Consider the following 22,734-nt stretch of genomic DNA (forward strand, 5'->3'; position numbering starts at 1 on the left):
GATTAAAGCTTGAGTCAGAGTTGCATGTTTCAAGTTGTAGGACGTTACCTATTGAAATGTCGGCCATCCCTGTTTGTGTTTGTAGTTGGTTGTTAAATCCCGCTTCTGTGTAACTCTCTGTTTTTTGATGGTTGTTCATTTGTTGCCGGAGAGACCTGGCGGCAGCCGCGCGACTTATTGAAATTCACAGGGAGAAACAGACATGAGCATTCCCAAGATGCTGAGTGCCGGGGGCGGCCCCGCGCCCAGGCACCGGTCGGTCGACATTGTGGATTTGGGGGAGCCGCTTAAACAGGATGTTGTCCAGGTGGTACTCCTGCCGGGTTTGAGCAAGCCCAGGAGAAACCGTCTCTCCAAGGCCAAGAACCTCAGCGAGAAGGAACTGGAAGTGCTCAGGTGGGCGAGGGCGGGCAAGACGGTCTGGGAAATCAGCGTGATCCGCAATGTGTCGGAAGCCACCGTGAAGTTTCACTTGCGCAACATCTATCACAAGCTGGGGGTGAGCAATCGCGCGCACGCGGTTGGCGAGGCGGTTAATCGTGGCCTGGTTTAGGGGGAGTGTGCGGGGGGATAAGGGAGTGAGCCACGGGCGGCAAGTCGGAGCGGTGGGTTCCGTCCCTGTTCGCGACCCGCGGCTGGATGTCTGTCGTGGTTTCAGTGATAGGTTGGCAGGGCAAAGCGATTCTGGCTCTGCAGCAGGGAAATCGACGGCAGTTCGCTGGCCTCGCCGGCAAGATCGCGACGAATCGCGCTGATCACCCAGGTCAGTTGTTCCGCGGTATGCAACTGGGCGTAGGAAATCGAGCGTTTGACCTGCTTGCCATCGCTGCCACGCAGCGTCAGCAACACACCACCATCAGGACGCGGTTGGGTGGTTACTTCGTAGTTGGAGAACACAGAAGAGAATTTTTCCTGGATCAGGTTCATGTCGATCAGCTCCGTCAGCTCATGAATGGCTAGGCATGGAGTGATAGGTGCAGCGATTGTGCCAGCATTGGCGTTTTAAAAAATCGATATAAATCAACTAGTTAAGTTTTATTGAACTTCGAGGGGTCGTGCAAATTGCAAGAATAGCCATCGTGCATCCTGCATTTTGCCCATTGGTCGCCGAGGCGTGCGGCAGTCGCGATCGAGGATACAAAACTTTTCAAAACCTTCGTGTACAGCCTCGCGCGGGGTGACGTATTTTTCGCGGTGAGGCGGGCCTCAAGGAACTGCCGAAGCCCTGCGGCTGTGACAAGGAATGTTGGCGAGGTTGTCCTCCCAGGCGACGTTCGCTCGATAATAATAAAGACAGGATGCGACCCATGAACGTTCGAACAGACGACGTGATTACCTGGGGCATGATGCTCCGCAAGCTGCCCACCGTTGCCAAAGCCCTGCCGCGGGTCATCCGCGGGCTCAAGCTGTCCAATGTGAAGAAATCCGACCAGCCTTGCGGGCTCGGCTGGAGTTTCGAGCAGGCCGTTGCGCGCAACCCGTCGGGGCCGGCACTGCTGTACGGCAACCGTAGCCTCAGTTATCAACAGGCCAATCAATGGGCCAACCGTATCGCCCACTACCTGATCGCACAGGGCATCGGCAAGGGCGATGTGCTGGGGATCCTCATCGAGAACCGTATCGAACTGCTGGTGACGGTGCTGGCGGTGGCCAAGGTCGGTGGCGTCTGCGCGATGCTCAATACCTCGCAGACGCAGAGCGCCCTGGTCCACAGCATTACCCTGGTCTCGCCAGTGGCGATGGTGGTCGGTTCGGAATTGCTGGAGGCTTATTCGGCGGTGCGCGAGCAGGTGGCGATCGACCCGGCGCGGCATTACTTCGTGGCAGACCAGGACACCGCCGTCGACCCCGGCGAGGCACCCGCGGGCTGGAACAACCTGATGGCCGCGAGCGTCGGCGCGTCCGATGCCAATCCGGCCAGCAGCCAGCAGATCTTCAGCAATGACCCGTGTTTCTACATCTACACCTCCGGCACCACCGGCCTGCCCAAGGCGGGGATTTTCCGCCACGGTCGCTGGATGAAGACCTATGCCAGTTTTGGCCTGATCGCCCTCGACATGGGGCCGCAGGACGTCATCTATTGCACGCTGCCGCTGTACCACGCCACGGGCCTGTGCGTGTGCTGGGGCTCGGCGATTGCCGGGGCGTCGGGGTTCGCCTTCCGGCGCAAGTTCAGCGCCAGCCAGTTCTGGGACGAGGCCCGGCGCTTCAATGCCACGACCCTGGGTTATGTCGGCGAGTTGTGCCGCTACCTGCTCGACCAGCCGCCCAGCGCTGGCGATGCGCACAACAAGGTCAGCAAGATGATCGGCAACGGCTTGCGACCCGGCGTCTGGCGCGAGTTCAAGCAGCGCTTCGGCATCGATCACATCAGTGAGTTCTATGCCGCCAGCGATGGCAATATCGGTTTTACCAACGCGCTCAATTTCAACAACACCATCGGTTTTTCCCTGATGTCCTGGGCTCTGGTGGAATACGCTCCGGATTGCGGCACGCCGTTGCGCGATGCCGATGGTTTCATGCGCAAGGTGCCCAAGGGCGGCCAGGGCCTGCTGCTGGCCAGGATCGATGACAAGGCACCTCTGGACGGCTACACCGAGTCGGCCAAGACCCAGAAGGTCGTGCTGTGCGATGTGTTCGAAAAAGGCGACCGCTATTTCAATACCGGCGACCTGTTGCGCGATATCGGCTTCGGTCACGCCCAGTTCGTCGATCGCCTGGGGGATTCCTATCGCTGGAAGGGCGAAAACGTCTCCACCACCGAAGTGGAAAACATCCTGCTGCAACATCCGCATATCGCCGAAGTGGTGGCCTACGGGGTGGAAATCAGCAATACCAACGGGCGTGCCGGCATGGCCGCGATCACCCCCGCCGAGTCACTGGCGACCCTGGATTTCACCGAGCTGCTGAATTTTGCCCGGGAGCAGATGCCACCCTACGCGGTGCCGTTGTTCCTGCGGGTGAAGCTGAAGATGGAAACCACCGGTACCTTCAAGTACCAGAAGGGCCGGCTCAGGGACGAGGCGTTCGACCCCGGGAAAGTCGGCGAGGATCCGATCTATGCCTGGTTGCCCGGCTCGGAAACCTACGTGCAGGTGACGGGACAGGTCCATGAGGATATTCATGCCGGCAAGTTCCGTTATTGATTCTGTCTATGGAAATGCTTGAAAAATAAGGCATGACAAGGAAACTCAGGCTCGGGAAACTGACTCCATCAGTTATCCAGTTTCTCGTGCAGCCACAGGGAGTCCACCATGTCCGATCAAGCCCGACAAATGACCGAAGAAGAAGCCGCCGAGTTTGCCGAACAGGTATTCGACGTGGCGCGCAAAGGCGATGCGGCCATGCTGGCGGCCCTGTTGAACAAGGGCCTGCCGGCGAACCTGCGCAATCACAAGGGCGATACCCTGTTGATGCTTGCCAGTTACCACGGGCACGTCGATGCCGTACGGGTACTGCTCGAGCACAAGGCCGATCCGGAAATCCGCAACGACAATGGCCAGAGCCCGATTGCCGGGGCCGCCTTCAAGGGGGACCTGCCGATGGTCAAGCTGCTGATCGAAGGCGGTGCCCAGGTCGAGGGCGCGTCGGCGGACGGTCGTACGGCCTTGATGATGGCCGCGATGTTCAACCGCACCAGCATCGTCGAGTACCTGCTCGGCCAGGGTGCCGATCCCCAGGCCAGGGACGCCAATGGCGTCACCGCGCTGGCGGCGGCCCAGACCATGGGGGCGACCGACACGGTGGCCCAGTTGCAACGACTCACCGCCTGAGATTTGTGCCGCGGCGCAGGCTTTGCTCCTGCGCCGTGCCGGCATTTGCGCTATCCTTCGCGACCCCGAACAGCCCCAGGTCGCAGGATCCCGTCATGAAAACCGCCCTTATCGAACTCATCAGTAAAATCAGCTCCGGCTGCATGGGCGAGGCCGAGATCCAGCAGATCGCCGACGAGGCGGCCCAGGCCTATGCCGACGCGGCGGGGTTCCTGGCGGCCAATCCGGATATCAACTATGACGACAGCTTCCCGATTCCCCTGGGCGAATGGGTGGTGGTCGGCAGCCTGCCGGAAACCGTGCTGTTCCAGGCGGATACCTATATGGATCTGTTCGCGCAGATCGTCGACTCCTTCGGCAAGGACGTCCCGTTCAACATCAAACCCAAGCAACTGGCCAAGGTCGAGGCGCTCACGGCACTGAACCGCATCCAGATCCAGCTCGGCAGCATGAATCCGGAAATGGGCGGCTACGTCCTGATGGACTTCAGCCAGCCGCTGGATGACGAATTGCAGGCGGTCCTGGTCTATGGCAACGACCTGCCACGAGTACTGGAACTGTGCGAGCAGGTCGGCATCACCGCCGCACCGTCCCTGGAAGCCCTGCGGATCGCGTTGCACGTCTGAGCGACGGGATCATCCTGGCCGCAGAATAAACGGAACCCTGTCTCGCGCGGGCTATCCTAAGGAAGGCACGTCCTCATTAGGGAGCAACACCATGGGTTCAACCTTCAACGGCCTCGTCGGCCTGATCATTCTGGCCCTGGATATCTGGGCCATCCTCAATGTGCTGAAAAGCGGCGCTGAAACCGGGATGAAAGTCCTCTGGATCCTGTTGATCATCCTGTTGCCGGTGCTGGGCCTGATTATCTGGGCGATTGCCGGACCCAGGGGCAACGTGCGGTTCTAGAGGGTCCCTCGTCCACGACAGGTGACGACCTCTCGCCGGAGCAGTGACTGCTGCTTCGGCGGCTTCCGGTTTTTTATGTGTCAAAACATGCGCCAGACGAAATTTTCACATTCTGTCGCAGACAATTCCTGCGCCCGATTGACCTCCCGCTCCTTGCAATCCGCTGTTCCAGAACGGTTTTCGGCCTGGGCGAGGAAAGATTTCAACAGCGACCGGCACGCACGGGTGGTAAACCATCGATGATCGTGCAACATTTGCCGGCTTCGCGCCCCTCTTGTGGTCCATCGAGGGCTGGGCGCCGCTGAACCCGACTTTTCAACTTGAATCCAACGAGTCCCAAACCGACATGGCAAACCCGGACGCCCTGAGCAAGCAGCGCCCCTCAACGCGCCTGCTGCAACCGACAGTTAAGTCTCATCTGGCCTACACGCTGTTGTGTGCATTGATCATGATGGTGATGTTCACCCTGCTGCGGGTTGCATTGCTGGTCTACAACCGCGAGATGATTCTCGACACCCCGGCTTCGACCTTCATCGAGGCGTTCGGCAACGGCCTGCGCTTCGATATCCGTATCGTGGTCTACCTCTGCATTCCATTGACCCTGGCCTTCCTCAGCGCCCGGGCGATGGCCGCTCGCGGTCTGTTCCGCCTCTGGCTGACCGCGGCGTCGAGCCTGGCGCTGTTCTGCGGGCTGATGGAGATGGACTTCTATCGCGAGTTCCACCAGCGCCTCAACGGCCTGGTGTTCCAGTATGTGAAGGAAGACCCCAAAACCGTCATGAGCATGCTCTGGTACGGTTTCCCGGTGGTCCGCTACCTGCTGGCGTGGGCCGTGGGCACCGTGGTGTTGAGCCTGCTGTTCAAGGGCGCCGACCGCATCACCCGGCCCCGTGCCACCTTCAATGCCAGTGTCGGCACCCGTACGGTTGCGCCCTGGTATGCCCGGGCGGTGGTGTTCGTGGTGCTGTTGCTGATCTGCGTGGTCGCCGCCCGCGGCACCCTGCGCCAGGGCCCGCCGCTGCGTTGGGGCGATGCCTATACCACCAACTCGAACTTCGCCAACCAGCTGGGCCTCAACGGCTCGTTGACGCTGATCTCGGCGGCCCAGAGTCGCTTGTCCGATGATCGCGACAATATCTGGAAGGCCACCCTGCAGCAGCCATTGGCCCAGCAGACCGTGCGCGACATGCTGCTGACCGGCGACGACAAGCTGGTCGAAAGCGATATCGCCGCGATCCGCCGCGACACCACGCCGCCGGCGCAGAACACCCTGCCGATCAAGAACGTGGTGGTGATCCTGATGGAAAGCTTCGCCGGTCACTCGGTGGGCGCCCTGGGTCGTCCGGGCAACATTACCCCGTACTTCGACAAGCTGTCGAAGGAAGGCCTGTTGTTCGATCGCTTCTTCTCCAACGGTACCCATACCCACCAGGGCATGTTCGCGACCATGGCCTGTTTCCCCAACCTGCCGGGCTTCGAGTACCTGATGCAGACGCCGGAGGGCAGCCACAAGCTGTCGGGCCTGCCGCAACTGCTCAGCGCCCGCAAGTATGACGACGTGTATGTCTACAACGGCGACTTCGCCTGGGACAACCAGTCGGGCTTCTTCGGCAGCCAGGGCATGACCACCTTTATCGGCCGTAACGACTTCGTCAATCCGGTGTTCTCCGATCCGACCTGGGGCGTCTCCGACCAGGACATGTTCGATCGCAGCCTGGAAGAGCTCAAGACCCGTGGTGAAGCCGGCAAGCCGTTCTACGCGTTGCTGCAGACCCTGTCCAACCACACGCCGTATGCGCTGCCGACGCCGTTGCCGGTCGAGCGGGTGACCGACCGTGGCTCCCTCAACGAGCACCTGACGGCCATGCGTTATGCCGACTGGGCCCTGGGCCAGTTCTTCGAGAAGGCCCGCAAGGAGCCTTACTTCAAGGAAACCCTGTTCGTGGTGGTCGGTGACCATGGTTTTGGCAACGACGAGCAGATCACCGAAATGGACCTGGGCCGCTTCAACGTACCGTTGTTGCTGATCGGTCCGGGCATCCAGGAGAAGTTCGGCGCGCGCCGCGACACCGTGGGCACCCAGATCGATATCGTGCCGACCATCATGGGCCGCCTGGGCGGCGAGTTCCGCCAGCAGTGCTGGGGACGTGACCTGCTCAACCTGCCGGAAGGCGACAAGGGCATCGGCATGATCAAGCCGTCGGGTAACGAACCGACCGTGGCGATCATCAGCGGCGATCACGTCCTGGTCCAGCCCAAGGATGTACCGGCCAAGGTCTGGCGCTACCAGTTGGGCGCCAATCCTGGTGGCGAAGTGATTCCGAACTCGCCGGACGAGGCCGAGCTGAAGCAGAAGCTGGGTTCTTTCATCCAGACCGCGACCAAGAGCCTGCTGGATAACACCGCGGGTGTCGCACCGACCAAGTAACGTCTTGCGCGGATTATCCGTCGAATAAAAAACGCCCCGACTTGTCGGGGCGTTTTTCATTGCCTGGGATCAAGAATGACCCGTGGGCAATGCCGTCATATCTTGCCGAGCAACAACAGAATCAAGAGTACGACCAGCACCGTACCGATAATGCCCGATGGGCCGTAACCCCAACTTCTGGAGTGTGGAAAGACCGGCAGGCCGCCAATCAGCAGCAGGATCAGGATGACGATCAGAATAGTACCCATGGCTTTTTCCTTATCGGTTGTTCTGCCATTGCAGACTTTCATTCAGTGTTTGATTCAGTCGTTAAATAACCAACGGCTTAACATCTCCGACTGGAGCCGGGCTTGGAAAATTCAGTTTTTTATCAAGGTATTTTGATCCGTCTTTTATTTCTTTTGATTATTGCCGTTTATTCACTTCGCAGGTTTTCATCGTTGAACTTGCAAGCGCGCCGACAGTCGTCCTCGGGTGCGACTTTGCCTGGGGCATTCAGCAATCTGATGGTGCATCGGCGGCTGATATTCCTTCGCTACACTGCGGCTCATCTTCCTCCGAACGCACAAGGCATCTCCTATGCAAAATCGCATCATGATCACGGGCGCCGGCTCCGGCCTTGGCCGCGAAATCGCATTGCGCTGGGCTCGCGAAGGCTGGCGGCTGGCCTTGTCCGACGTCAGTGAGGCAGGCTTGCAGGAAACCCTGAGGCAGGTGCGCGAGGCGGGCGGTGACGGCTTCACCCAGCGTTGCGACGTGCGTGACTACAGCCAGCTGACGGCATTCGCCCAGGCCTGTGAGGTCAAGTTCGGCGGTATCGATGTGATCGTCAACAATGCCGGTGTGGCCTCCGGCGGCTTCTTCAGCGAGCTGTCCCTGGAAGACTGGGAATGGCAGATCGCGATCAATCTGATGGGCGTGGTCAAGGGCTGCAAGGCCTTCCTGCCGCTGCTGGAGCAGAGCAAGGGCAAGATCATCAATATCGCATCCATGGCGGCGCTGATGCAGGGCCCGGCCATGAGCAACTACAACGTCGCCAAGGCGGGTGTGGTGGCGTTGTCGGAAAGCCTGCTGGTCGAACTGGCGCAGCAGGAAATCGGCGTGCACGTGGTCTGCCCGTCGTTTTTCCAGACCAACCTGCTGGATTCGTTCCGCGGCCCGACCCCGGCCATGAAGGCCCAGGTCGGCAAGTTGCTGGAAAGCTCGCCGATTACCGCCAGCGATATCGCCGACTACATCTACCAGCATGTCGCGCAGGGCGAGTTCATGATCCTGCCTCATGAACAGGGGCGCATGGCCTGGGCCCTGAAGCAGAAGAACCCGCAACTGCTCTATGACGAAATGACCGTGATGGCCGACAAGATGCGAGCCAAGGCCAGGCAATAGGCTGTCCCGGGGAAGCTTCGCTCAGGTCGGCGCGCAGCGAAATTTCTGATGGGCTGAAGTATGAAATCTGATTCTGTAGGGCGAATCGGCCGTGTCGGTAAGGGCGGGCTGATTTGCCGCCGCTGCATTGAAGGCCGTGGTCGGGCCGGGCAGTCTTGGCCGCTCATAAACCCTTGAGGATGAGTGCCATGCTTGTATTGAGCCGCGTCGTGGGCGAGATGATTTCCATCGGCGATAACATCACCGTGCGAATTCTCGCCGTCAACGGCAACCATGTGCGTTTTGGTGTGGAAGCACCGAAACACGTCAATGTGCATCGTGCCGAGATCTACCGCCGGATCCTGACGAAGGTGGAGCCGGGTGTCCCCCTTCGCGAGATCCGCGATCCGGTGGCCTGAGGTCAGTCGAAGAATTCCTTGGGCACCGCGTGCCTGGGCAGCAACTGGCACTGCTGGCTTTCCAGATCGAAGAAAATCACCGCCTGGCCTTTGCCCAGTGCCTGGCGCACCCGCAGTACACGGGTTTCCTGGGGGGTGTCATCGCCGTTGTCGGTGCCGTCGCGGCTGACGAAATCCTCGATCAGCCGGGTCAGGGTGTCGGGTTCGAGTTGGTCGTAGGGAATCAGCATGGAAAGTTCTCTTCAGGAATCTGCGGCATGCTACTGCCACCAGCCGGGTCCGGCTACCGGCAATACAGCGGGTGACCGGGGCGGCGGGCAGCGAGCCCCGGCCTGGATACCTTCAGTCGAGCGGATTGCGCTGGCCGATCAGGCTGTCCACTGAGGGCACCCGGGTATCGCTTTCCATCTGGGTCTCGTGTTCCAGTTGATGGCTGAAACGGTCGAGGGAGCCGGTGGCCGGCTGGGCATCGCTGGCGAAGACCGGCGGGCTGAGCATATAGGCGCCGAGCAGGCGACTCAACGCCGCCAGGCTGTCTATATGGGTGCGCTCGTAGCCATGGGTGGCATCGCAGCCGAATGCCAGCAGTGCCATGCGGCTGTCGTGCCCGGCGGTGGCAGCCGAGTGGGCATCGCTGAAGTAGTAGCGAAACAGGTCGCGGCGCACCGGCAACTCGTTATCGGCCGCCAGGCTCAGCAGGTGGCGCGACAGGTGATAGTCATAGGGACCGCCGGAGTCCTGCATCGCCACGCTCACCGCGTGTTCGTTCGAATGCTGGCCCGGCGCGACCGGGGCGATATCGATGCCGACGAACTCACTGACGTCCCAGGGCAGGGCCGCCGCCGCGCCGCTGCCGGTTTCCTCGGTAATGGTGAACAGCGGATGGCAGTCGATCGGCGGTTGCGCGCCACTTTCGACAATCGCCTTGAGTGCCGCCAGCAGTGCGGCCACGCCGGCCTTGTCGTCGAGGTGGCGGGCGCTGATATGACCGCTGTCGGTGAACTCCGGCAACGGGTCGAAGGCGACGAAATCGCCGATGCTGATGCCCAGCGAGTCGCAGTCGGCGCGGGTGGTGCAGTAGGCGTCCAGGCGCAGTTCGACGTGATCCCAACTGACCGGCAGTTCATCCACCGCGGTGTTGAAGGCGTGTCCGGAAGCCAGCAGCGGCAATACGCTGCCACGGATCACCCCGGTGTCGGTGAACAGGCTGACCCGGCTGCCTTCGGCAAAGCGACTCGACCAGCAACCGACAGGCGCCAGGGTCAGGCGCCCGTTGTCCTTGATCGCCCGGACGGCGGCGCCGATGGTGTCGAGGTGGGCCGATACGGCGCGGTCGGGACTGTTCTGGCGCCCCTTGAGGGTGGCGCGGATGGTGCCGCGCCGGGTCAGTTCGAAGGGAATGCCCAGTTCTTCCAGACGCTCGGCGACATAACGCACGATGGTATCGGTGAACCCCGTCGGGCTGGGAATGGCGAGCATTTCCAGGAGAACCCGTTGCAGGTAGTCGAGGTCGGGTTGGGGGATGGCAGTGTTCATGGCTGCTCCTTCTTGCAGGAGAATGCTTCCAGCGCAATGCCTGCTGGAGAACTCCCGCGGGTAAAAGGGAACGATCCGCGCTGCTTCATCACGCCGGCAGGCTGTGGGGAAACAGCAGGTCGATAAAGCGCTCGGCCGTGGGCTGTGGCTCATGGTTGGCCAGCCCGCAACGTTCATTGGCTTCGATGAAGACGTACTCCGGCTGGTCTGCCGCGGGGACCATCAGGTCGAGCCCGACCACCGGGATATCCAGGGCCCGTGCCGCCCGTACGGCGGCCTCGGCCAGGGTCGGATGGAGGATCGCCGTCACGTCCTCCAGGCACCCGCCGGTGTGCAGGTTGGCGGTGCGCCGCACCGCCAGTTGTTCACCCCGGGCCAGTACCGTGTTGTAGTCATGACCGGCCGCATGCAGGGTGCGCTGGGTTTCCGCGTCGAGGGGAATCCGGCTCTCGCCGCCGGTAGCGGCCTGGCGGCGCCGGCTCTGCGCTTCGATCAGCGCGCCGATGCTGTGGTGGCCGTCGCCGACCACCTGTGCCGGATGGCGAATGGCGGCCGCCACCACCTCGAAACCGATCACCACGATGCGCAGGTCCAGCCCTTCGTGAAAGCTTTCCAGCAGGACCCGGCTGTCGAAGGCGCGGGCGGCCTCGATGGCTTTTTCCACTTCGTCGGCGTTGCGCAGGTCCACGGCCACGCCCTGGCCCTGTTCGCCGTCGAGAGGTTTGACGACGATGCGTCCATGGGCTTGGAGAAAGACCAGATTGTCCTCGGCAGTGCCGGCGCGTTGCTGGCTGGGTACGTTCAGGCCGGCTTCGAGCAGCACCCGATGGGTCAGGCTCTTGTCCTGGCACAGGCTCATGCTGATGGCGCTGGTCAAGTCGGTCAGCGATTCCCGGCAGCGCACGCGGCGGCCGCCATGGCTGAGGGTGAACATGCCGGCCGCGGCGTCGTCGACCTGCACGTCGATGCCGCGTCGATGGGCCTCCTCCACCAGGATCCGCGCGTAGGGGTTGAACCCGGCCTGGGGCCCCGGGCCGAGAAACAGCGGCTGGTTGATGCCGTTCTTGCGCTTGATGGCAAAGGTGCTCAGGGTGCGGAAGCCGAGCTTGGCGTAGAGGCTCTTGGCCTGGCGATTATCGTGCAGTACCGACAGGTCCAGGTGGTTCAGGCCGCGACTCATGAAGTGCTCGATCAGATGGCGCACCAGCACCTCGCCGACCCCCGGCCGGCTGCACTGTGGGTCGACCGCCAGGCACCAGAGGCTGCAACCGTGCTCCGGATCGTGGAAGGCCTTGTGGTGGTTGAGGCCCATGACGCTGCCGATCAGGGCGCCGCTGTCCTCGTCTTCCGCCAGCCAGTAGACCGGACCGCCCTGGTGGCGTGGGGTGAGCAGTTGCGGGTCGATGGGCAGCATGCCGCGGGCGATGTACAACTGGTTGATCGCCAGCCAGTCCTCGGCACTCTGCGCCCGGCGAATGCGGAAGCCGCGAAAGACCCGGGTGGCCGGGCGATAGTCGCTGAACCACAGGCGCAGGGTATCCGACGGGTCGAGAAACAACTGTTGCGGGGCCTGGGCGAGCACCTGTTGGGGCGCGGCGACATACAGGGCGATATCGCGTTCGCCGGACTGTTCGTTCAACAGCTCTTCGGCCAGCCCGGCGGGATCGGCGAAGGTGTGCCCGATCAGCAGCCGGCCCCAGCCGCAATGCAGGACCACCGGGCGGGTGGCCGGTTCGTTGCCGTCTTCGGCCAGGCGTGCCTGCAGGCGTTCGTAGGACGGCGGCTGGCCGCGCAGCAGGCGTTGGCTGTAAGCCGTGGCATGAGCTTTCATCGGGTCAGATTCCTTGTTCGCTGAGCCACAGGTTCAGGGCCGCCAGTTGCCACAGCTTCGAACCGCGCAGCGGGGTCAGTTGACCGTGGGGGTCGGTCAGCAGGCGATCGAGGGTCGCCGGGTTGAACAGGCCACGGTCCTGGCTCGGGTCGAGCAGCAGCTCGCGCACCCAGTTCAGGGTGTCGCCCTGCAGGTGCTTGAGGCCGGGAACCGGGAAATAGCCTTTCTTGCGGTCGATGACTTCGCTGGGAATGACCAGCCGCGCCGCTTCCTTGAGGACCTGCTTGCCGCCGTCCGGCAGCTTGAATTTCGCCGGCACACGGGCTGAGAGTTCCACCAGCCGGTAGTCGAGAAACGGCGTGCGGGCTTCCAGGCCCCAGGCCATGGTCATGTTGTCGACGCGCTTGACCGGGTCGTCCACCAGCATCACCGTGCTGTCCAGGCGCAAGGCCTTGTCCACCGCGGCACTGGCGCCGGGTTGGGCGAAGTGCTCGCGGACGAAATCACCGGCGGCATCCTGCTCGACGCGCCACTGCGGCTGCACGGTATCGGCATAGTCGGCGTAGCTGCGGTCGAAGAAGGCCTCGCGGTAGGCGGCATGGGGATCGGCGGCACCGTCCACCTGCGGGTACCAGTGGTAGCCGGCGAAGAGTTCGTCGGCGCCCTGGCCGCTTTGCACCACTTTGCAGTGCTTGGCCACCTCACGGGACAGCAGGTAGAACGCGATGCAGTCATGGCTGACCATCGGCTCGCTCATGGCGCGGAAGGCCGCCGGCAACTGCTCGATGATTTCCCGTTCGTCGATGCGCAGCTGATGGTGCCGCGTTCCGTAATGGCGGGCGATCAGGTCCGAATACTGAAATTCGTCGCCGCGCTCGCCGCCGGCATCCTGGAAGCCGATGGAGAAGGTCGACAACTGCTCGACCCCGACTTCGCGCAGCAGGCCGACCAGCAGGCTGGAATCGACGCCGCCGGACAGCAGCACACCGACATCGACCGCCGCCCGCTGGCGGATCGCCACGGCTTCACGGGTGCTGTCGAGCACGCGGTCGCGCCAGTCTTCCAGGCTCAGGTTGGCCTCGTCGGCATGCGGACCATAGGGCAGGGTCCACCAGGTTTTCTGTTCGCCGCGGCCATCGGCGTCGATACGCATCCAGGTGGCCGGCGGCAGTTTCTCGATCCCGGCCAGCAAGGTGCGCGGGGCGGGGACCACGGCGTGGAAGTTCAGGTAGTGGTTGAGCGCGACCGGGTCCAGCAGCGGGTTGATATCACCGCCTTTGAGCAGTGCCGGCAGGCTGGAAGCAAAGCGCAGGCGCTGGCCGGTACGCGATAGGTACAGCGGCTTGACCCCGAGGCGGTCGCGGGCGATGAACAGCCGCTGGGCATCGCGCTCCCAGATGGCGAACGCGAACATGCCATTGAGCTTGGGCAGCAGCGCTTCGCCCCAGGCGTGGTAGCCCTTGAGCAGGACTTCGGTATCGCCGCCGGAATGGAAGGCGTAGCCCAGTTGTTCCAGTTCGCGGCGCAGTTCGGGGAAGTTGTAGATCGCGCCATTGAAGGCCAGGGACAGGCCCAGGTCCGGGTCGATCATCGGCTGCGCCGAGGCGTCCGACAGGTCCATGATTTTCAGTCGACGATGACCGAGGGCTATCGGCCCCTGGCTATGGAAACCCCAGGCATCGGGGCCGCGCGGGGCCATATGGTGGGTGATCCGCTCAAGCGCGGCGAGGTCCGCGGGGCGTCGATCGAAACGTAGTTCTCCAGCTAATCCGCACATAAATTCCTTACCGGTTATCCGTTGGGGAGGGTGGGTGACTCTGAAACTGACCCGTGACGAAACCGGGAGTTTTATATCGATCCGTTATAAGCGATGGGGTGAGGCCAAAGCGGAGTCGGCCCGCGGCGCTGCGCGGCCGTGCCGGGAACGGTGCTACCGGGGTATCGGAAAGGTTTGAATGATTGATTTAACTGACTGATAAATAATGAGTTTTTTGCGGCTTTCAGCATGAGGCGGACTGTTAATCTCGGCCGACATGGACGATAAGGACACTTCCACATGTTGAAATGGTTGGGGGCCGGAGAACAGCATCTGCTGCCGGACGAACAGCGCAGTTTTCGCAGCTACAACGTTTTTGCCCAGAATGCCCCGCGTTACCTGAGGCGTCGGTCCGGCGGGTGTGATCTGTGGGCCGCCCTGGGCGAAAGCATGAGGCTGAGCGAGTACTACCGCGCTGAAATAGAGGCGAGCCTGGGAGCCTGCACGGCCCCCGCAGCCTTTGCCGAACGGCTGGCGAGGCCCGACGCGCGGTTATCGTTCCTGCTGGAACGCCAGCGCCAGGCGAGCCTGTTGCTCGATGCCCATGTCGCCTGCCTGAACGATGATATCGCCCGGCCCGCCTACGACATGCTCTGCCGGGTACTGAACCACCAGCCGGCGGGGCAGTGGGCCGGGCAGGCGGTCCGGGTCAGCCATCTGTCGATGCTCGGTCATGCGCTGGAAGGGGCGCTGCTCCTTGCCGCCGAAGACGCCTTGAGCGAAGAGACGCGCGCCTGCGTGGTGTACCTGCCGAATGAGCCCGACTGTCCTTTCCGGGAACATGCGTCGATGGCGGCGCTTTCCCTCTGGCTGGCGCAGAAGATCGATGGCGACACCGACTATCGACATGTGATCGCCCGCCGGGTGGACTACCGCCGGGTGCCTGAATTCATCCCGGCGCTGCTGGAGCAGGCGCGGGAACATTCCCGCGGTGGCGCGCACTGGGCGTTCACCACGCGGCCCGCAGGCCGGGAGCTGTTCAGCGAACTGGTCCGCCTGCAGATCGACAAGCTCCTCGCGGAAGTGGGCAGCCAGGTCGTGCCGACCGATTCCGGGGAGCGGACGACAGGCAGCGCACCGCGACAAGGCTGGGAGGGGGTGGGCCTGTCCACCGGACAACGGGCGCTCTATGACCCGCCGGGACCGGGGTGGCTGGCCCAGGCAGCGCGCGCCCAGGGCCTGTTGGATCTTTTCTACGAGGGCTGGCGGGACTGGCAACCCAGGAATCGACATGAAATGGTCGGTTCAATGATGGCGCAGGTCATCGAGCTGCTGGAGCTGGAACCGGGCCAACGCGAGCAGGTTTTCCGCGAGCGGGGTGAACCGCGGGTATCGGCTTTCAGTGACGGCCTGATCGTGATCATGGACAGGCAGCGCGTCCTGCGCCTGTGGAATCCTGATCCACGGGTCTATGAGCAACGGCGGGAACCGCCGGAGTTGGACGAGCCGGATGCCCAGGGGGTATTCCATGACGGGGACGCGTGTTATGTCCGTATCGATGCCCGGCTCTATCGGTTGGATCCCCAGGCATTCGATGGCCGCAGGCGCCTGTTGCACCCGACCTGTCCGGATGCCTACGGCCCTTTGCTGCTGCACAACGGTGAGGGCGCCTGGCGGTTTGCCTTCGAGCAGCCGGGGAAATGGAGCGACGAACTGTATCTGTTCCGGCGCCTGGGGCCGATTGCCGAGGGGCTCTGCGATAGCAGCATCAGGCAATTGCTCAAGGTGACGAACACCCATGCCGCGTTGTTGCGGCGGCTGCACATTGAACTGCTGCCGGTGCCCGGGGTGCTCCGGGAGAGTATCCAGCGCTGGCGACGGCATAAGATGCTGCTGGACGTCGAAGCGGTGACCGTTGCCGCGGTCACGCAGGCACCCCGACGGTTTTTCCCCGAGCTGCCGCTACCGGTGGAACAGGAACTGATGGCCGATGCCTGCGACAGGCAGCGGCGCCGGCTGGTGACCGACGAACACATTCCCCTGAGCCTGTCCGAGGCCGCCCGAGGGTGCCAGTTGGAGTTGGCGGTCAATCGCGTCATCGGCGACCTTTTTCTCAATGCCCCGGCGACATTCGAAACCGACCGCCTGGCCTTCCACCTGCTGGAGCATTTGCCGGGCTGGCCGGACAGCCTGCGCGTGGAATTGCGCTATGAACGCAAGGACGGCGGGCAGCCCCAGACCTTCGTCCTGGGGCCGGAATCGGCGGCGCTGGCCTGGCGTTTGTCGGCCAGCGAGCAGCGTCGCGACGAGTACCGTGTACTGAATGCGCTCGACAAGCCGACGGCCTCGGCCGGCAGCCTGATGCAGGCGGTACTGCTGGCGCTGTTGCCCGAACAGCGCAGCGCCCTGGGATTCGACTCGAGCCAGCCGGGGGCACTGCGCGAGGCGCTGGCCGAACTGGCGGCCAAGCAGCGCCGGCTGGTGGCGCGATTGCAGGCTTCAGGACCATTGGCGTTGCCGGAACCTCCCCAGGGTTACCCGCTGTGGGAGCTGGCCGGGGAGGATCGGCAATGGCAGTGCCTGAGCAACCGCGTGAGCCGGCTCTACCCATTGCTGTCGGCGACGCAGATCAGCGTCTATCTGCAATCGGCGGGCACCCTCGAGCAGGCCGACCGCCAGCTTGCCACACGCGAGCGTGAGTGCGAGCAGCTCAGGAGCCAGTTGCTTTTCTGGGCCGAGTCGGCCGACGACTCGTCGGACCGCGCGGCGAGCCGCAGGCAGCTGGCGTATTCGATCAAGCGGGCCTGGGAGCAGGGGGGTTGGCAACACGCAGGGGAAACACGACGGGTGACACTCGATATGCAGGGCATGCACGTTGGGCGTTTGCCCGAACTGCATTGGCAGATCGATTTCAGCCACGTCAGCGAACTGATCGGCCGGGACATGGCGTTGACTGACGCCGACCAGGCGTTTTTCACGGGCTTCACCGGCCTGCGCCGGCTGGACCTGAGCGACAACCGCCTGACGGCCTTGCCGGACGCCCTGTCCGAGATGCCGCATCTGACTCGACTATGCCTGCAAGGCAACCGGATTGGCCTGGATGCTCCCGGTGTCGCGCTGCTGGCGCAAATGAGTGCGCTTGAATGCCTCAACCTCAACGATAACCCCCTCGGCCAAGTGCCTGACCTGAGTGGTTTGCCGGCCTTGCGGCAACTGATGTTGCGGGCCACCGGGATCGACCGCTGGCCCGTGGGCCTATTCCCTCGTTCGTCCCTGGAGGCACTGGATCTGCGGGATAACCGCCTCACGCAGTTGCCCACCGGCTTGTTCGACGTGCCGGCTGTCCTTACGCGCCATATCGGCCTGCAGAACAATCCCTGGTCCGCCGAAAGTCTTGGCCAACTGGCGGGGCTCAGGCAGAACCCCGGTGTCAGCCTGGGCGTCCTGCCGTTTCCACCCCGTGGCGGCGAGCAGGCGCAAGAAGATGCCTGGATCGAGCCCTACGCCCCGGCAGCCCTGACGACCCCGGGCTCTCAGGCGCCGCTGTCGGCGCCACGGACGAACTGGCGACGCCTGCGCGCCGAACCCATGGCCGACGGCTTTTTCATGTTGCTCTGGCGTCTGCACCTGTGGGCGCAGGAGCTCGACGTGGCAACGCAGGAGGACACTGCCCGCCGGGTCGCTGCGCTGGTCGAGGCCTGCGTGAACCAAGGCACCTTGCGCGAGGCGGTGTTTCTCTACGCCGATGGCCCGCGCGGGTGCACCGAGACGCTGGAAACCCAGCTCGTCGACCTGGAACAGCTGGTCGCGACGACGAGCTTTTGAAATAAGGATGTTTGAAATGTCAGCGATTGTCAGTCTTGCACCGTCCGACCTGGACGAGCACAGCGATAACGAAGAGGTGATCAGGGCCAACGCACCCCCTTGGCTGTTGGCGGCCCGCGCCGAGGATATCGCGCAATTGCGCGAGTACATGCGCAGGAGCCAGTTCTTCAAGGAAGAGATTTCTACCTGGCTCAAGGACCTGAAATCCGTCCGGGATTTTTCCGAACCCTTGCTGGAGGCGGCCCTGCGCGAGCGCTTCGGGCCGGGCCTGGATCTTCACCAGGATCAACTGGCCATCGCCGATCGCTGGCCGCCGCTGCCGCCGCCGATCGGTCCGGGCTACAGCCTGCCGATGACCTATTCCAGCAGTAGCCTGCTGGAGGCCGCGCTGCAGAATTTCGGGCCGGATGAGGAGCTGCCGCCGCAATCGCATATCCAGCTCGGCCCCGGGGCGAATCCGCGGCCGAAGATCGCCGTCCCTTCATTTATCGATCTGGTCCGCCGCCTGGATCTGGGCAAGTTGTACCAGCAGCATCTGTGCGAGGTCTTTCATCTGCCGAAGAACGCGGGGCAGCAACCCGATAACGATGAGTTCCGGATCGAGTTCGCCATCGGCCAACAGAAAAAGGCCGATATGCTGGTCGATGCCTGTATCGCCTACCTGAAGAAAGACATCGACGCTCTGGCTCACCAGCAGGTCTGCCGGTTGATCGAGTTGAATGTTGCCGTGGCCGCGGATGGCTCCAGGATGATCGCCAATGAGTTGAGGTTGCTGGGCGTCACCTTGTCCGGCATCTGCCTGTTCACCCGGGTGGATATGCCTCGGATCGAGCCCGGCGGCATGGAGAAGCGGGTCCTGGTGCATATTCCCAATGACCCGCTCAGCCCCTTCAAGCTCTATGCCTCGCTTGAGGACTTCGAGGCGGAACTGCGCCGTCGTCTCTGGCAACCCGCCTATGAACGGTTTTTCTGCGGCTTTGTCAGCCAGCGCGAGCTGCCGGCCTTTCTCTCGACATTGCGCAGGCGCCTGACCATCGGGAGCGGGCGTGCCATCGACCAGGGCACGACTTCCCTGAATACCCGGGCCGACCTGCAGTTGAAAGCGCAACCCTTGGGTCGCGAGCTGTTTTTCTCCCTCTACCAGCAACAGATCCTGCGCCTGCAGGCGGATGCGCGGACCGTGGCGGTGCCGACCGAGGATGTCGATCAGGATGCCCGTACCGCCAGAAACCAGTCCCTGCTGGGACTGGGGATGACGCTGCTGAACCTGGCCGCGTTCGCCAATCCCTGGCTGGGCTTGCTGATGATGGGGGTGGCGGTCGGGCAACTGCTGGCCGAAACCTATGAAGGGTATGAGGACTGGCGGCGCGGTGAGCGTGACGAGGCCATTTCGCACATGATGTCGGTGGCCGAGGACATTGCCACCATGGTTGCCCTGGGCACCGCCGTGCACTGGGGCGGCAAGGCGGTCAAGGGCCTGCTGCGGCGCTACTCGGATTTCTTCGACGACCTGATACCCGTCAAGTCGGGCGACGGGCGTTATCGCCTGTGGCAGCCCGACCTGCGTGCCTACCGTCATGAGGCACCCTGGCTGGCGACACGGGTGCCGGATGAGCAGGGTTTCCATGGCGACAGGGGCGAAGCCGGTGAAGGCCATCGTTACCTGGAAATCGCCGGCGAGCCTTACCGCGCCTATCACGATGAGGACGCCGGAGCCTGGCGCCTGCGTCATCCCGCTCGTGAATCGGCCTATTCGCCGTTGCTGGAGCACAACGGCGGCGGCGCCTGGCGCCTGGCCCACGAGTGGCCCTGGCGCTGGCATGACCCGGTCTATCTGTTTCGTCGCCTTGGCCCGGCGCTGCGTTGGCTGAGCGATGAAGATATCGAGCAGATCCTGGCGATTCACCAGTTGGACGAATCACAGTTGCGTCGGCTCCATATGAACCTCTCGGCAATCCCGGCATCCTTGCTCGATTCGATCCAGCGCTTCAGGCTGGACCACGAATTGAGTTGGCTGATCACCCCCGCCGAGGCTCCGGCATCGGCCGCCGCGCGCCTGCTCGAACTGCAGTTGCAGGTGCTGCCCAGCCTCAAGGGCTGGCCTGAGAACCACACCCTCATGTTGCTGGATGGATTGCGTCGACCGCTGCGCGAGTATGGCGCGGACCTGACGGCCAAGCCGACAACGATGGTGTTATCGGCCAGGGAAATCGAGGCCGAGGGGCTGACGGTGGTCCTGCGCAACCTGGCTCAGGAGCAACGGCGTGCATTGCTCGGGCCTGGCGTGCCGCCCGGTGACGAGGCCAGCCTGCTGGCCCCGATCCTGGGCGCGCATGTGCGTGATCATCGGGCGGCGGTGTTCCGGCGCCTCTACAAGCTCCATTACCTCAATGGCAAGGATTTGCCCTTGCGCCTGAAGCAACGTTTTCCCGACCTGCCGGACGGTGTCCTGCGGGAAATCCTCGCGCAGACCGACGATGTCGCGAGGGAGCACCTGGCCAGCGGCCAGAGTCCGCAGCTACGACTGATCGAGGCGGCGAGCGACAGCCTGCGCGAGGTACGTCTCAACCAGGCGCTGGACGCCGGCTTCCTGCAAGGGACGAGCAATCTGGACACGGCGCGACTGCAGGTGCCGATGATCGGCATGTTGGAGGGCTGGCCGGGGGATCTGCGACTGGAAGTTCGCCAGGGCAGGTCCGACGGCCCCTTGCTGATCGAAATGGGCAAGGTCGACCTGCCCAGGCGCCGGGTCCTGGTCAGGAGCCTCGACGGGTATCGGGCATTCGATGGCGAAGGCCTGACCCTGGGGCCGCAGACCAGGGGGCCACATGCCCTGAGCGGGGCGTTGTTGAGCGCCCTGACCTTGAGCGAGCGGGGAGCCATGGGTCTCAAGCTGGACGAGGCGGGCACATTGCACAAACTGCTGATGTCCAAGGTCCTGGAGCGTCCGCGACCGGTGCTGGAAGAAACGCTCGGCTTTGCCCCGCGAAGACCGGACCAGCGCTTGCCGGCATGGCGCGAGGGCGAGGGCAGGGGTTGCCTGCGCGTCAGGCGCGGCGGCGTGCAGGGCTCGCAGCGCGTGTTGCGGCGAGTGACCCGTTTGTACCCCGATCTGTGCGAACCGGAAGCGCGCAATTTCCTGTTGTCCCTGGGCGAGGACCCGATCGACGCCCGGCGCAGGTTGCGGGCATTGGAGGAAGAATCCGCCCTGCTGCGTTCGACGCTGCGCACCTGGCGTGGAGCATCGCCCTGGATGTACGGGCAGCACCTCTGGCTGGGCGGACTGGCCGAAAGCCGCCAGCAGGCCGCGCAAATCATCAAGCGCTGCTGGCGTCGGCAAACCCCGCGGACCTATGACGAGAATGGCGTGGCCATCGGTCATAGCCTGAGCCTGGCGGGCCTGCGCGTCGCCACCTTGCCGGCTCTGCCCAGAGGCGTCAGCTTCGAGCACGTCACCGAACTGTCCTTGCAGAACATGCGACTGAAGAGCATTCCCCCAGGCTTTCTCGAGCGGTTTACCAAGCTGCGCAAACTGGAGCTGAACAACAATCAGCTGGAGTTCCTGCCGAGCGCGATTGCCGACATGACCGAGCTGCGGGTGCTGAACCTGCAGGACAACCGGATCGCGCTGACCCGCCACTCGGTCCGCGTGCTGTCGCACCTGCGGCATCTCGAGGTGCTGAACATGAACGGCAACTTCGACATCGGCCTGCTGGACGTCAGCCAGATGCCGCACCTGCGCCGCCTGTTCGTGCGTGGAACGGGTATCGACCACCTGCCGTCGGGGCTGCTGACGCGCACGTCGCTCTCCGAGGCGGATCTGCGCGGCAACCAGATCCAGGCCTTGCCCAGCGAACTCTACCTGGCGCCTTCACCGATCACCCGGCGCATCATCCTGCGCAACAACCCCCTGGAGTCTGCCGCCCAGAGCACTTTGGCCGATTACCGGTTGCGTACCGGCGTCACCTTTGGCATCCCGGAGACAGAACTGCCACTGGACGAATACGCCGCGCGCCAGCGCTGGCTGTCCGGCATCGAGGGTGAACGACGGACTGCCTTGCAGGAGTTGTGGCAAGAGCTACGACTGGAAGAGGGGGCCGAAGAGTTTTTCGTATTGTTGGGCCGACTGGGAGGGAGCGCGGAATACATGAAGACCCGCACGGACCTGACACGACGGGTCTGGAAGGTGCTCGAGGCCGCGGCCCGGGACAGCCAGTTGCGCAGCGAACTGTTCGACCTCGCGGCCAACCCCATGACCTGCGTTGACAGCGCGGCGAAGAATTTCAGCGACCTGGAAGTTCGGGTGCTGTTGAACCGGGCGCGGAGCCTGGCGAGTGGCAGCGATGATCCGACCGAGTTGCTCAGGCTGGCGCGTGGCCTGTTTCGCCTGGAGCAGATCGATGCCATTGCCCGCGAGCATGTGCGCGACCTGGTCGATCGTCCCGAAGTGCCATCGTCCGAGTCGGTCGACGAGATCGAGGTGAACCTGGCGTACCGGGTCGGGCTGGGACGTTCGCTGTATTTGCCCGGACAGCCACGGGAAATACTCTTCAGGAAGATTGCCAATGTCACCGAAGAACAGATCCTTGCAGCGCGCAATCGGATCCGACAGGCCGAGATAAAACCGGAGATGAAAACCTTTATCGCTTCGCGCGACTTCTGGATCGACTTCCTGAGGAAGAAATACCCGCGTGATTTCTCACGGTTCAACAGGCCGTTTCATGAACAGGAGGAACTGCTGTTGCAGCATTCGCCGGAGATGCTCAGTGACAGTTACTCCCGGCGCCTGTCGGCGTTGATGGAAACCCGCATGGCCGAGGAACGGGTGTTTCTCGAGGGGCTGACCCAGCACGAGCTGAACCAGCAGCCCGCGCCGTTGCCGGGTGACTGAT

At 63.1% G+C, this 22,734-nt stretch carries 15 protein-coding genes and 1 pseudogene; 10 read left to right on the top strand and 6 right to left on the bottom strand.

The genetic code is table 11. From position 1 onward, the window contains the following. Nucleotides 1-373 precede the first annotated feature (373 nt). Nucleotides 374-553: pseudogene (locus HX881_RS33065) on the top strand (response regulator transcription factor); the annotation flags it as partial. Between the two features lie 101 nt (nucleotides 554-654). Here HX881_RS33065 and HX881_RS21275 read toward each other — a convergent pair. Beyond that, nucleotides 655-927 carry a DUF3509 domain-containing protein gene (locus tag HX881_RS21275; protein ID WP_017129698.1) on the bottom strand — a complete coding sequence of 91 codons (273 nt, stop codon included), beginning with the start codon at nucleotides 925-927 and terminating at the stop codon, nucleotides 655-657. A gap of 380 nt (nucleotides 928-1,307) precedes the next feature. On the opposite strand from HX881_RS21275, the gene HX881_RS21280 reads away from it, so the two are divergent. The 5 genes from HX881_RS21280 (at nucleotide 1,308) to HX881_RS21300 (ending at nucleotide 7,110) form a co-directional block, all read left to right on the top strand. Continuing rightward, nucleotides 1,308-3,146 (top strand): long-chain-acyl-CoA synthetase, encoded by a 1,839-nt coding sequence (locus tag HX881_RS21280; protein WP_177086493.1) that lies wholly within the window; start codon nucleotides 1,308-1,310, stop codon nucleotides 3,144-3,146. A 108-nt stretch (nucleotides 3,147-3,254) separates the two neighbouring features. Then, entirely contained in the window at nucleotides 3,255-3,773 is a 519-nt protein-coding gene (locus HX881_RS21285) for an ankyrin repeat domain-containing protein (RefSeq protein ID WP_177086495.1), read from the top strand. A 95-nt stretch (nucleotides 3,774-3,868) separates the two neighbouring features. Continuing rightward, nucleotides 3,869-4,399, top strand: coding sequence for a hypothetical protein (locus HX881_RS21290; RefSeq protein ID WP_017129695.1), 531 nt, complete (start codon nucleotides 3,869-3,871; stop codon nucleotides 4,397-4,399). 91 nt (nucleotides 4,400-4,490) lie between these two features. Beyond that, nucleotides 4,491-4,682 (top strand): PLDc N-terminal domain-containing protein, encoded by a 192-nt coding sequence (locus tag HX881_RS21295; RefSeq protein ID WP_017129694.1) that lies wholly within the window; start codon nucleotides 4,491-4,493, stop codon nucleotides 4,680-4,682. A gap of 346 nt (nucleotides 4,683-5,028) precedes the next feature. After that, nucleotides 5,029-7,110, top strand: a complete 2,082-nt coding sequence (locus HX881_RS21300; RefSeq protein WP_042937235.1) for an LTA synthase family protein — start codon at nucleotides 5,029-5,031, stop codon at nucleotides 7,108-7,110. A gap of 95 nt (nucleotides 7,111-7,205) precedes the next feature. Here HX881_RS21300 and HX881_RS21305 read toward each other — a convergent pair whose 3' ends face one another. Continuing rightward, on the bottom strand, nucleotides 7,206-7,358 hold the full coding sequence (locus HX881_RS21305) for a DUF3309 family protein (RefSeq protein ID WP_017129692.1): 153 nt from the start codon (nucleotides 7,356-7,358) through the stop codon (nucleotides 7,206-7,208). A gap of 331 nt (nucleotides 7,359-7,689) precedes the next feature. Here HX881_RS21305 and HX881_RS21310 point away from each other — a divergent pair, with 331 nt between their 5' ends. Beyond that, nucleotides 7,690-8,496 (top strand): SDR family oxidoreductase, encoded by an 807-nt coding sequence (locus tag HX881_RS21310; protein WP_177086497.1) that lies wholly within the window; start codon nucleotides 7,690-7,692, stop codon nucleotides 8,494-8,496. A gap of 188 nt (nucleotides 8,497-8,684) precedes the next feature. Beyond that, nucleotides 8,685-8,894, top strand: a complete 210-nt coding sequence (gene csrA / locus HX881_RS21315; protein WP_017129690.1) for a carbon storage regulator CsrA — start codon at nucleotides 8,685-8,687, stop codon at nucleotides 8,892-8,894. A 2-nt stretch (nucleotides 8,895-8,896) separates the two neighbouring features. Here the strand turns inward: csrA and HX881_RS21320 are convergent, their stop codons facing one another. From HX881_RS21320 to HX881_RS21335, 4 genes are all read right to left on the bottom strand, one after another. Then, entirely contained in the window at nucleotides 8,897-9,124 is a 228-nt protein-coding gene (locus HX881_RS21320; RefSeq protein WP_017129689.1) for a YheU family protein, read from the bottom strand. A 112-nt stretch (nucleotides 9,125-9,236) separates the two neighbouring features. Continuing rightward, nucleotides 9,237-10,430: an osmoprotectant NAGGN system M42 family peptidase gene (locus HX881_RS21325; protein ID WP_017129688.1), complete on the bottom strand. Its 1,194-nt coding sequence runs from the start codon at nucleotides 10,428-10,430 to the stop codon at nucleotides 9,237-9,239. An 88-nt stretch (nucleotides 10,431-10,518) separates the two neighbouring features. After that, nucleotides 10,519-12,261, bottom strand: a complete 1,743-nt coding sequence (ngg, locus tag HX881_RS21330; RefSeq protein ID WP_177086499.1) for an N-acetylglutaminylglutamine synthetase — start codon at nucleotides 12,259-12,261, stop codon at nucleotides 10,519-10,521. A gap of 4 nt (nucleotides 12,262-12,265) precedes the next feature. Beyond that, a complete protein-coding gene (locus tag HX881_RS21335; protein ID WP_177086501.1) occupies nucleotides 12,266-14,038 on the bottom strand; it encodes an N-acetylglutaminylglutamine amidotransferase in 1,773 nt (590 codons plus the stop codon). Nucleotides 14,039-14,317: 279 nt separating this feature from the next. Here HX881_RS21335 and HX881_RS21340 point away from each other — a divergent pair, with 279 nt between their 5' ends. Next, on the top strand, nucleotides 14,318-17,842 hold the full coding sequence (locus HX881_RS21340; protein ID WP_177086502.1) for a leucine-rich repeat domain-containing protein: 3,525 nt from the start codon (nucleotides 14,318-14,320) through the stop codon (nucleotides 17,840-17,842). Nucleotides 17,843-17,858: 16 nt separating this feature from the next. Continuing rightward, nucleotides 17,859-22,733, top strand: a complete 4,875-nt coding sequence (locus HX881_RS21345; RefSeq protein ID WP_177086504.1) for an NEL-type E3 ubiquitin ligase domain-containing protein — start codon at nucleotides 17,859-17,861, stop codon at nucleotides 22,731-22,733. The last annotated feature ends 1 nt before the right edge of the window (nucleotide 22,734 follow it).

Origin of the sequence: Pseudomonas gingeri (genome assembly GCF_013386115.1) — a bacterium.
Lineage (GTDB): Bacteria > Pseudomonadota > Gammaproteobacteria > Pseudomonadales > Pseudomonadaceae > Aquipseudomonas > Aquipseudomonas gingeri.

Excerpts from the sequence above, each read along its gene's own strand:
- HX881_RS21275 (WP_017129698.1), bottom strand. The coding sequence starts at position 927 with ATGAACCTGATCCAGGAAAAATTCTCTTCTGTGTTCTCCAACTACGAA.
- HX881_RS21280 (WP_177086493.1), top strand. The coding sequence starts at position 1,308 with ATGAACGTTCGAACAGACGACGTGATTACCTGGGGCATGATGCTCCGC.
- HX881_RS21285 (WP_177086495.1), top strand. The coding sequence starts at position 3,255 with ATGTCCGATCAAGCCCGACAAATGACCGAAGAAGAAGCCGCCGAGTTT.
- HX881_RS21290 (WP_017129695.1), top strand. The coding sequence starts at position 3,869 with ATGAAAACCGCCCTTATCGAACTCATCAGTAAAATCAGCTCCGGCTGC.
- HX881_RS21295 (WP_017129694.1), top strand. The coding sequence starts at position 4,491 with ATGGGTTCAACCTTCAACGGCCTCGTCGGCCTGATCATTCTGGCCCTG.
- HX881_RS21300 (WP_042937235.1), top strand. The coding sequence starts at position 5,029 with ATGGCAAACCCGGACGCCCTGAGCAAGCAGCGCCCCTCAACGCGCCTG.
- HX881_RS21305 (WP_017129692.1), bottom strand. The coding sequence starts at position 7,358 with ATGGGTACTATTCTGATCGTCATCCTGATCCTGCTGCTGATTGGCGGC.
- HX881_RS21310 (WP_177086497.1), top strand. The coding sequence starts at position 7,690 with ATGCAAAATCGCATCATGATCACGGGCGCCGGCTCCGGCCTTGGCCGC.
- csrA (WP_017129690.1), top strand. The coding sequence starts at position 8,685 with ATGCTTGTATTGAGCCGCGTCGTGGGCGAGATGATTTCCATCGGCGAT.
- HX881_RS21320 (WP_017129689.1), bottom strand. The coding sequence starts at position 9,124 with ATGCTGATTCCCTACGACCAACTCGAACCCGACACCCTGACCCGGCTG.
- HX881_RS21325 (WP_017129688.1), bottom strand. The coding sequence starts at position 10,430 with ATGAACACTGCCATCCCCCAACCCGACCTCGACTACCTGCAACGGGTT.
- ngg (WP_177086499.1), bottom strand. The coding sequence starts at position 12,261 with ATGAAAGCTCATGCCACGGCTTACAGCCAACGCCTGCTGCGCGGCCAG.
- HX881_RS21335 (WP_177086501.1), bottom strand. The coding sequence starts at position 14,038 with ATGTGCGGATTAGCTGGAGAACTACGTTTCGATCGACGCCCCGCGGAC.
- HX881_RS21340 (WP_177086502.1), top strand. The coding sequence starts at position 14,318 with ATGTTGAAATGGTTGGGGGCCGGAGAACAGCATCTGCTGCCGGACGAA.
- HX881_RS21345 (WP_177086504.1), top strand. The coding sequence starts at position 17,859 with ATGTCAGCGATTGTCAGTCTTGCACCGTCCGACCTGGACGAGCACAGC.